General features: G+C 66.6%; 9 protein-coding genes and 1 pseudogene. 9 read left to right on the top strand and 1 reads right to left on the bottom strand.

Features of this window, described 5'->3' with window-relative positions; all coding sequences use genetic code 11:
* A pseudogene (locus ABIA73_RS17515) lies at positions 1 to 624 on the bottom strand (transposase); the annotation flags it as partial.
* Between the two features lie 563 nt (positions 625 to 1,187).
* Here ABIA73_RS17515 and ABIA73_RS17510 point away from each other — a divergent pair.
* The 9 genes from ABIA73_RS17510 to ABIA73_RS17470 all read left to right on the top strand — a co-directional run bounded on the left by ABIA73_RS17510 (position 1,188) and on the right by ABIA73_RS17470 (position 9,070).
* Positions 1,188 to 1,604 carry a YciI family protein gene (locus tag ABIA73_RS17510; protein ID WP_032977081.1) on the top strand — a complete coding sequence of 139 codons (417 nt, stop codon included), beginning with the start codon at positions 1,188 to 1,190 and terminating at the stop codon, positions 1,602 to 1,604.
* Positions 1,605 to 1,643: 39 nt separating this feature from the next.
* A complete protein-coding gene (locus ABIA73_RS17505; protein WP_025878381.1) occupies positions 1,644 to 2,066 on the top strand; it encodes a VOC family protein in 423 nt (140 codons plus the stop codon).
* A gap of 37 nt (positions 2,067 to 2,103) precedes the next feature.
* Positions 2,104 to 2,514 (top strand): VOC family protein, encoded by a 411-nt coding sequence (locus tag ABIA73_RS17500; RefSeq protein ID WP_025878382.1) that lies wholly within the window; start codon positions 2,104 to 2,106, stop codon positions 2,512 to 2,514.
* Positions 2,515 to 2,538: 24 nt separating this feature from the next.
* Positions 2,539 to 2,895, top strand: coding sequence for a DUF1428 domain-containing protein (locus tag ABIA73_RS17495; protein ID WP_025878383.1), 357 nt, complete (start codon positions 2,539 to 2,541; stop codon positions 2,893 to 2,895).
* A 45-nt stretch (positions 2,896 to 2,940) separates the two neighbouring features.
* Positions 2,941 to 4,203, top strand: a complete 1,263-nt coding sequence (locus ABIA73_RS17490; RefSeq protein WP_354276084.1) for an RNA polymerase sigma factor — start codon at positions 2,941 to 2,943, stop codon at positions 4,201 to 4,203.
* A gap of 107 nt (positions 4,204 to 4,310) precedes the next feature.
* A complete protein-coding gene (locus ABIA73_RS17485) occupies positions 4,311 to 5,507 on the top strand; it encodes a hypothetical protein (RefSeq protein ID WP_025878385.1) in 1,197 nt (398 codons plus the stop codon).
* Complete coding sequence (locus ABIA73_RS17480; RefSeq protein ID WP_025878386.1) at positions 5,498 to 6,598, top strand: hypothetical protein; 1,101 nt, start codon at positions 5,498 to 5,500, stop codon at positions 6,596 to 6,598. The genes ABIA73_RS17485 and ABIA73_RS17480 overlap by 10 nt, the downstream gene beginning before the upstream one ends.
* A gap of 134 nt (positions 6,599 to 6,732) precedes the next feature.
* Positions 6,733 to 7,407: a hypothetical protein gene (locus ABIA73_RS17475; protein WP_032977073.1), complete on the top strand. Its 675-nt coding sequence runs from the start codon at positions 6,733 to 6,735 to the stop codon at positions 7,405 to 7,407.
* Positions 7,408 to 7,423: 16 nt separating this feature from the next.
* Entirely contained in the window at positions 7,424 to 9,070 is a 1,647-nt protein-coding gene (locus ABIA73_RS17470) for a CsgG/HfaB family protein (RefSeq protein ID WP_025878388.1), read from the top strand.
* Positions 9,071 to 9,374: the final 304 nt, after the last annotated feature.

The following is a 9,374-nucleotide window of genomic DNA, read 5'->3' as shown; positions in this document are numbered from 1 at the left end:
CCTCGCCCTCATCTGGATGGGCCAAGGCGTTCACCTGGTAATAGAACGTGCTGCGTGACAGTTCGGCCGCCTCGAGCAAAAGCGGCAACGCATGGGCCTGCCTCAATCCTTGGACGGCTTGCGCTTTGCGCGCTGCGCCGCCTGCTCTTCCTGGATCAAGGCATCGAGCTTTTTTAGGTAGGCGGTCTCCGCACGCAGATAGGCCACTTCCTTGAGGAGCTCATCGCGGCTCATGTCCTCGGCGGGCTTGGACGAGCGGGTCTTTTTCATCGGTCTTGGTGGCGGTGGTGGAGGTGGTGCCAGCGCTTGAGCGCCAGCGCGAGCATACAACCGTTGCCATCGCCCCACCGCGCCGGCATCTCCGATCTGGAAGTGCGTGGTGGCCTCGCGCGCGGACATGCCCTCCTGGCCCATCTTTTCAAGCACCTCCAGCTTGAACTGGAGATCATAGGATCGGGGTTTGCGGTCAAACCCTTGCCGACCATGCAGCCGGTAGGTCGCTGCCCACCGCCTGACCGTGGAGAACTCCAGGCCATGGCGGCGGGCAACCGCCTTGACCGATGTGGAGGTCTTGCAGGCCTCTTTGGCGACCTGCAATTTGAAACAAACCTCATATCTATTCATGTAACCCTCGGGGTTGGATCAGGTGTCCAACTCCTGGGGGTCACTTCACCCTGGGGGCTTGGCCGCGGCATCCATGCCGCGGACACCCCCGCCCCGCCTACCCACCCGGCCCTGGACAGTTTCCTGCGGCGTCTACCACGGAAAATCACAAACAAAGGCAAAAGCGGGTCGCTTCGCTCGCAAAGCCGAGGCCGCCAGCCAACCGCCTGTGCTGTTGCTTCTGCCTTTTTTTCCTGATCTTCCCGTGGTGGATCGGAGGCAGGAATCTGTCCGTGGCCGGGCGGGTGGGTTGCGCAGGGGCGTAAGCGCCATGGATGGCGCGCCCGAGCCTACAGGGACGTATTCACGGCGTCCCCTGCGCAGCCCACCCGCCCGGCCAACCCACAGAGATGCAGCTCTTCACGACCAACCAACCCCACCACGGAGGGGCCCCGCCGTTCGCCGATCCCCGCCGAAGGCGCGCTCTCCGCAGGAAAAATAATTTGCACGACGGTGTCGATCCTCGCGCCCCTGGTTCGTTGTAAGAGGGAAGGGCACGCACCCGCAGCCCAGCGGAGACCGCAATGAAAGTGATGGTGATCGTCAAAGCCAACGCCGATTCCGAAGCCGGGCGCATGCCCAGCGAACAGGAACTGGCCACCATGGGCGCCTACAACGAACAACTGGTGGCCGCCGGCATCATGCTTGCCGGGGAAGGCCTGCATGCCACCCAGCGCGGCCGGCGCGTCCATTTCGGTGGTGGTACGCCCCGGGTCGAGAGCGGCCCGTTCGGCCCGGCCGGCGAGCAGATCGCCGGGTTCTGGCTGTGGGACGTGCGCTCGCTGGACGAGGCCACCGAATGGGCCAGCCGTGCACCCTTCGGCGCGGGCGGTGCCCTCGAACTGCGCCCGTTGATCTCCGCCGAAGACTTCGGCGAAGCCTTCACCCCTGAATTACAGCAGCAGGAACAGCGTCTGCGTGAGCAGCTCGACCGTGCCTGAGTACGGTCGCGCATTCATCCCATCCTACGGAGCATTCCCATGAAACTGATTCCCTTCCTCGGCTTCAGCGGCCAGGCCCACGACGCAATGGCGTTCTACGCCAAGGCACTCGGCGGCCAGGTCACGTCGGAGATGAAGTACCGCGACATGCCGCCGTCCGACGGCTCGCCGGGCTGCAATGAAATGCCGGCCGACACCCTCGACCATGTGGCCCACAGCCAGCTGGAGATCGGCGCGGCGATCCTGATGGCAGCCGATGGTCCCGGCGGCGGCGAGGGTGGTTCGACCACCATCAACGTCGACGTGGACAGCATCGAAGAAGCCGAGCGCGTTTTCGCGGCGCTGGCCGAGGGTGGCCAGGTGCAGATGCCGATCGCCGAAACCTTCTGGGCCCACCGCTGGGGCATGTTGACCGACCGCTACGGCAAGCCGTGGATGGTCAACTGCATGAAGCAGCCCTGATTTTCCTTTTCTCCATCCATCGTAGGGAGCCGCACCGATGAGTACACCGCAACCGCAGATGATCTTCGTCAACCTGCCCGTGCAGGATCTGGAAAAAGCCAAGGCGTTCTTCGCCGCGTTGGGCTACAGCTTCAACCCGGCCTTCACCGACGAGAACGCCGCCTGCATGGTGGTCAGCGAGAGCATCTTCGTGATGCTGCTGGTCAAGCCGTTCTTCCAGCAGTTCACCACCAAGGGCATCGCCGATGCGCATGCGCAGACCGAGGTGATCACCTGCCTGTCGGCTGACAGCCGCAAGGCGGTGGACGCCATGGTGGACAAGGCGCTGGCCGCCGGTGCCAGCGAACCGCAGCCGGCGCGCGACTACGGCTTCATGTACCAGCGCGGCTTCCAGGACCTGGATGGACATCTCTGGGAAATCGCACACATGGACGGCGAGCCGGGCTGAGCGGCCGCCGCAGGGAGAATCCCCATGGCTTACGTGGATGCTTACGTATTGCCGTGCCCGCAGGACAAGGTGGCGGCCTATCGCCGCCTTGCCCGCCAGGCCGGCGCAGTGTGGAAGGACCATGGCGCGCTGCAGTACATGGAATGCGTGGCCGATGACGTGCAGCCCGGGAAATCGACCTCGTTCCCGCAGGCGGTGAAGCTCAAGCCGGGCGAAACGGTGATCGTGGCCTTCGTGGTGTTCCGCACGCGTGCCGCGCGCGACCGCATCAACAAGAAGGTGATGGCCGACCCGCGGCTGGCGCATATCGGCCCGAAGGACATGCCGTTCGATACCAAGCGCATGTTCTGGGGCGGCTTCAAGCCGATCGTGGAAGCGTGAACGCCGGCGCTTGTGCGGGCCGGGCCCGCATGCTGTGATCGGCGCATGCACGAGCCCGCCCTGAGCCAGCGCCTGGACACCCTCTGGCGGATGGAATCGCCAGTGTTGATCGCGCGCCTGGCGCGCCTGCTCGGCGGCGATGTCGGTCGTGCCGAAGAGCTGGCCCAGGACACCTGGCTGGCCGCGCTGGAGCGTTGGCCGGTGCAGGGCATCCCGGACAATCCTGGAGCCTGGCTGATGACCACCGCGCGCAACCGTGCCATCGATGTGCTGCGCCAGCACCGTCGGGTGGCGCAGCAGCATGCGCAATGGGGGGAGGAACTGCATCCGGCCGCATTGCCCGCGCCGGACGACAGCCAGGCGCTGGAAGACGACATCGGCGATGACCTGCTGCGGCTGATGTTCGTGGCCTGCCATCCAGTCCTGCCTGCCGACGCGCGGGTAGCGCTGAGCCTGCGCCTGCTGGGCGGGCTGACCACGACCGAGATCGCCCGCGCGTTCCTGCAGCCGGAGCCGACCATCGCCCAGCGCATCGTGCGTGCCAAGCGCACGTTGGCGCAGAAGCAGATCCCCTACGAAGTACCCCGTGCCGATGCATTGCCGGAGCGACTGGCCTCGGTGCTGGAGGCGATCTACCTGGTGTTCAACGAAGGCTATGCAGCCAGTGCAGGCGACGACTGGATGCGACCGGCGCTGTGCGCCGAGGCGCTGCGGCTGGCGCGCATCCTCGCCCATCGCATGCCGGTGCCGCCGGTACTGGGCCTGTTGGCGCTGATGGAGCTGCAGGCCTCGCGCGCGGCGGCACGGGTGGATGCGCAGGGTGCGCCGATCCTGCTGGACCAGCAGAACCGGGCGCGCTGGGACTGGCTGCAGATCGAACGCGGCCAGCAGGCACTGGCGCGTGCGGTGTCGGCGGGTGGCGGCGATGACCCCTATGTGCTGCAGGCGCGGATCGCTTTCTGCCATGCCAGTGCGCGGCGTGCCGAAGACACCGACTGGGCGCGCATCGCTGCACTGTATGCACAACTGCTGCAGGTGATGCCATCCCCGGTGGTGGCATTGAACCGGGTGGTGGTGGTGTCGCGCAGCGAAGGCGCGTTCGCGGCATGGGCACTGTTGCAGCCGCTGCTGGATGAGCCCCGCCTGCAGGGCTACGCACCGCTGATGGTGGTGCGCGGCGAACTGCTGCAGCAGCTGGGACGTGAGCAGGACGCGCGTGACGCATTCGCCTCGGCAGCGGCGTTGAGCCAGAACCAGGCAGAGCGGACCCTGCTGCGGCAACGGGCCGGCCTGCCGCAGGAAAATTGAAGCCGACAAGGTCAGCACTTGTCGGTTTGCCCCGGAGCGGCTATGTTTCGCGCCCAGCGGGCGTGTTCGCGCCTGTCATTCGTGTGTCGTGACCGAGGAGCGGTTGGATGTTTTCAAGGACGAAGAGCGCACCGCGCGCTTTTGCGCGCCTGCTTGCCTATGCCCTGTGCCTGGCCGTATGGCCGTTGGCCAGCCAGGCCGCAGACAAATCGCAGCAGGCCTACTGGGCCGGCTTTGCCTATACCGCTGACGCCGCCGCCGTACAGGCGACCACCCCGCACGCGCATGCCGTGCTGGAAAAGCGTGGCCTGATTCCGCTCAACCAGACCCTGGCACAGGCGCTCAAGCGCCGCGCGCCGGCCAACCTGGAACTGATCGACCAGCCGGTGGCGATGCTCGACGGCACCACCAGTGCCGTGGTGCTGGCCGCTGCGCTGGACCGCGAGCTGGTATCGGTCGAACCGATCGGCGACCAGTACAAGGTGCTGGTGGAAGTGGCACTGCAGGCGCTGTTCTTCGATTTCCGCGAGCGCCAGGTGATCGCCTCCTATCCGCTTACCCTGCAGCGCATCGACGTGCAGGAGTACCGCCCGGACAGCGACGATATCGACGCGATCGTCGCCGATCTGCTGTACGGCGGTGCCGATACCAGCCTGTCGCAGGTGCTGGCCACCACCCTGGCCCAGGCCAAGCTGCCGGAAGCGGCCACGCGTCGCCTGCAGGTGGGTGCGGTGACCTTGTCCGACGCCACGCTGGCCAAGCTGCCCGACCCGAAGTGGGCCGGTCCGCTGCGCGCCACGCTGGCACACGAACTGTCCAAGACGCTGTCGTCCAATACCGGTGTCGGCCTGCTGCCGCCGGCCTCGGGCCAGGCGATCGGCGGTGCCATGGCCGCGCGCTTTGCCGACGGCAAGGTCTACCAGCTGAAGATCCCCGAGGCCGACTACGTCATCAGCCTGCAGGTGGATGCGCTGAAGAACGGCGTCATCAGTGAAACGCCGGCGATGAAGACGATGCTGTTCGGCGCGTTCTTCACCGCCAAGGTCACCGAGCCGTTCTCCGGCAAGGTGTACTTCGAACAGCCGCTGCGCAAGGGCGCCACCAAGGTGGTGCCGGTCACGCAGTGGCAGGTCGACCAGTGGTCGGCCAGCTACGAAACCCTGCTGGCCGGCTTCGATGCCTTCGCCGGCGCCGCCGCCAAGCGCGCCGACTCGCGCGCCTGGCTGGACGAGCAGAAGCCCGGCGGACGCCCGCTGCAGCAACAGACCCAAGCCCTCCAGGAGTTGATCAAATCATGTCGTTGATGCGTACCATCCTGCTCATCCTCATCGCCCTGGCGGTGGCCTCGCCGGTCGCCGCGCAGACCGCCAGCTCGCGCGGTACCGGTTCGGCCAGCTACAGCCTGCGCCTGAGTGCCGATACCCGTGCGCAGGCCCTGAACAAGGCCAAGGCCAATGCACTGGAGGCGTACATCGCCGAATCCGGTGCGGCCAAGCTGCGCCTGTTCGAATCGCGTCGCGCCGAGTTCCTCGGTGAAATCGACCGCTACGTGCTCAGCGCCGTCCAGCTGTCGGACAACGAAGACAAGAAGGCCAAGACCTACAGCGTCACCGTCCGCGCCGAAATCAACACCACCCTGCTGCAGACCAAGCTGGATGCCGGTTCGGCCGTGGCCGGTGCCACCGCCGCACAGCGCTCGCTGCTGACCTTCCTGTTCATGGCGCGCTCGCAGGACACCGTGCAGTCGTTCCAGGACAAGGAATACCGCCGCGTCGACGCCAGCAGCAGCTACAGCGAGAACACCCGTGAGGGCGACAGCTTCCGCGGCAACTCGGTCAGCACCAACGGCAGCATCAACCAGAACGGTTCGGTGTCGGTTACCAGCGGCGGCAGCACCACCGCCCGCAGCGACAACATCAGCTGGAAGGTGGCCAACGCCGCCGAAGTCAACACGGCCATGACCGGTGCCTTCAGCGCCGCCGGCTACGAAGTGGTTGAAGCCGAATACGTGGAAGGCGAGTCGCGCGGCCTGCTCAGCATCGAGCGCATCCGCAAGGACTTCAGCACCGGCAACGATCTCTCCGCGGCCACCCTGCGCGATACCGCCAACGGCATCCGTGCGGCGAACATCCCGTACATCGCCGTCGGCACCCTCGACGTCGGCATGCGCGACCGTGATCCGGCCAGCGGCAACACCCGCGTGTTCGTCACTGTCACCGGCAAGGTGCTGGACGTGACCGGTCGCTTCCCGCGCACCGTGTCGTCGGTGGGCCCGGTGCAGTTCTCCGGTACCGGCCCGAACGAAACCGTCGCCCGCACCAATGCACTGCAGCTGGCTGCCGAAAAGGCCGCCCAGCAGATGATCAACGAACTGAACGTCAAGGCGGTCCGCTGACGTTACCGCTGCGCTCGCCGGGCATGGCCCGGCGTTACCGGCCCTGGTGGGTGCCGAGCGTGCTCGGCACTGACCCGCTGCTATCCCCGATCCCGCGCGCCGCATTGCGGCCGTCTCTCCCAAAGGACTCTTCCATGATCCGTAATACCGCTCTCGTCGTTGCCATCGCGGCCGCTACCCTGTCGATGCCGGCCCACGCCCAGTTCGGCAAGCTGAAGGACCTGGCCGGCGGCGCCACCGGCACCTCCAGCAGCAGCGCCAGCGCTGCCGCTCCGGACGAAGCCGCGCAGGAAGCGCTGGTCCGTCGTTTCGTCAGCTCGCAGTCGCACTCGCTGCAGGCACAGACCTCCTTCGCCCGTGCCTTCGGCCTCGCCGAGCAGGTGCAGCTGCTGGAAGCCGAGCGCCAGGCGCTGTCGTCCGGTTCGGTGAACGTCGATGCGATGAAGAAGTCGGTGTCGGTCAGCGAAGCCGCCCAGGCCGCCATCGACGAGCGCCAGGCCGCACAGCCGGAACTGAACGCTGAATCCAAGCAGCACTACGCCGAAGGCCTGGTCTCGCTGCTGGCCTCGGCTGCCGAAGCACAGAAGCTGAGCGGCGAAGCCAGCGGCTTTGCGGCCGGCATGAAGAACCTGGGCGCCACCCAGATGGCCACCGTTGGCCGCAAGCTGGCCGCCGGTGCCTGGGTTGCCAAGGAATCGCCGGGCTTCATCAAGGGCCTGTACGGCTCGACCAAGTCGGCTGTGACCTTCGCCAAGAAGAGCAAGGTGAAGGTGCCGTCCAACGCCGATTCGATGCTGGATTCGCTCTGATACGAGGCAGCTCCGCATGCGTACGACGACTCGATTGATCGGCCTGGGCCTGGCAGCGGCCCTGCTGGCAGCCTGCGGCAAGCAGGATGCACCGGCAGAAACCGCTCCGGCCAAGGACAAGGCTGCCAGTGCACTGGCCAGCAATGCGCCGGTGCAGGAAGCGCCCCTGCGTGGCACGCCGGATTTCGGCGGCACCACCCAGGTCGCGCGTGAGGCCGACGGTATCGGCAGCACCCCGGAACTGGCGGTGCTGGCGGCATTGCAGTCGGCCGTGGCCCAGGTCAACGGCGTACGCGTGGCCAGCCAGATGCAGAGCCTGCGCGCAGGCCTGCATGTGGACGTGGACGGTGAACACGTCGGCGATATCCGCGCCGACGCGTTCTCCCAGCAGATGATTGCCGGCTCGCAGGGCGCGGTGCTGGGCTATGAAATCCTCTCGCAGGATGAAGTGAGCCAGCTCGACGAAGAAACCATCGCCCGCGTGCGCGCCAGCGACGAAGGCTGGAGCTTCAAGGGTTCGGCCTCGGCCAGCGCTTCCGGCGAAGCCTCCGCCAAGGGCGGCTCGGCCTCGGCCAGCGTCAAGGAGAACTACGAAGAGCAGGTGAAGGTAGACGCCAAGCGCGGTGCCAGCTCCTTCGATTCGGATGTCACCCGGCGCAGCATGCGCAGCTACTGGAAGGTGCGTGTACGCGCGCAGATTGCCCAGTACCGCGCACCGGATGAAGAAGGCAAGCCGAAGATCGTGGTGGCCCTGCCGCGCACCAAGTCGGGCAGCTATGCCGTTGGCGATGGCCGGGTGAACGCCGACGAGGTCGCCCAGGCGATCCGCGCGCGGCTGTCCGACACGCTTACCCAGACCCAGCGCTTCATCGTGCTGGACCGCGAGTTCGGCGACGAACTGCAGGCCGAGATCGACCACATCAACAGTGGCAACGTGCGCCTGCAGGACACCGCGCGCGTTGGCCAGCAGCTGGCGACCGACCTGATCCTGATTCCGACCATCGAACGGTTCGAGTACCCGCGCAGCGTGCGCAACCTGCGCATGTCCGATCGCCAGGTGACCTCGTATTCCGGTGGCGGCCGCATCACCCTGCGCCTGGTCAATGCCACCACCGGCCAGGTGGTGATGTCCGACAGCTTCGACCATCAGTTGGCCTCGACCGGCCCCAGCACGCTGCCGCGCGTGGTCAATGGCCGCAGCATGGCCGCCTCGATGATGGACTCGCTGTCCGGGCAGATCGGCAGCACGATCGTCACCACGCTGTTCCCGGTGTCGGTGGTGTCCGTCGATGGCGACCAGGTGGTGCTGAGCCAGGGCGGTGACACCGTGCAGGTCGGCCAGCGCTGGCAGGCCGTGCGCCTGGGCGAAGAGCTGAAGGACCCGCAGACCGGCCGTTCGCTCGGCCGCAGCGAGCATCCGTGCTGCACCATCCGCATCGACCGCGTTGCCGCGCAGACGTCCTACGGCACCCTGGAAGAGGGCGTCGACGCGATGCGCGGTGGTTTCCGCCCCGGCCAGATCGAACTGCGCCAGAAGCTGGGCAGCAAGCCCAAGGCCGCCGCCGGCGCAACCGCATCGGCCGCCCCGGCCGCCGCAGCGCGCCCGGCCAGCAAGCCGAAGCCCAAGCCCGCCGCCGCCCCGGCCGAAGACCCGAACTGGTAAGACACCTCGGTAATGCACAGATGGGGTCAGAGCTCTTTCCCACCGGGAAAGGGATCTGACCCCTTCTTGTTTCTGCTCATCCACGCATGGCGTGGATCTACTGTGTCGACCAAGGTCGACATCTACCAACAGCGGCGATACCACCAACAGCGTTACCAACAGCAGCGGGAAACTGTCGAAGGCGGGGTGGGGCAGCGTGCGGGGGCGTGAGCCGCATGGATGCGGCGACCGAGCTTACATGGACGTACTTGCAGCGCCCCCCGCACGCTGACGTGCCCCGCCTACCCTCAGGAAACCTGCTTCC

The organism is Stenotrophomonas sp. 2694 (assembly GCF_040548715.1).
GTDB classification, from domain to species: Bacteria; Pseudomonadota; Gammaproteobacteria; order Xanthomonadales; family Xanthomonadaceae; genus Stenotrophomonas; species Stenotrophomonas indicatrix.
This window is presented reverse-complemented; position numbering and strand designations above follow the sequence as displayed.

Bases quoted from the DNA above. Each gene is read 5' to 3' on its own strand.
- ABIA73_RS17470 (WP_025878388.1), top strand. From the start codon at position 7,424: ATGCGTACGACGACTCGATTGATCGGCCTGGGCCTGGCAGCGGCCCTG.
- ABIA73_RS17485 (WP_025878385.1), top strand. From the start codon at position 4,311: ATGTTTTCAAGGACGAAGAGCGCACCGCGCGCTTTTGCGCGCCTGCTT.
- ABIA73_RS17510 (WP_032977081.1), top strand. From the start codon at position 1,188: ATGAAAGTGATGGTGATCGTCAAAGCCAACGCCGATTCCGAAGCCGGG.
- ABIA73_RS17495 (WP_025878383.1), top strand. From the start codon at position 2,539: ATGGCTTACGTGGATGCTTACGTATTGCCGTGCCCGCAGGACAAGGTG.
- ABIA73_RS17500 (WP_025878382.1), top strand. From the start codon at position 2,104: ATGAGTACACCGCAACCGCAGATGATCTTCGTCAACCTGCCCGTGCAG.
- ABIA73_RS17480 (WP_025878386.1), top strand. From the start codon at position 5,498: ATGTCGTTGATGCGTACCATCCTGCTCATCCTCATCGCCCTGGCGGTG.
- ABIA73_RS17490 (WP_354276084.1), top strand. From the start codon at position 2,941: ATGCACGAGCCCGCCCTGAGCCAGCGCCTGGACACCCTCTGGCGGATG.
- ABIA73_RS17475 (WP_032977073.1), top strand. From the start codon at position 6,733: ATGATCCGTAATACCGCTCTCGTCGTTGCCATCGCGGCCGCTACCCTG.
- ABIA73_RS17505 (WP_025878381.1), top strand. From the start codon at position 1,644: ATGAAACTGATTCCCTTCCTCGGCTTCAGCGGCCAGGCCCACGACGCA.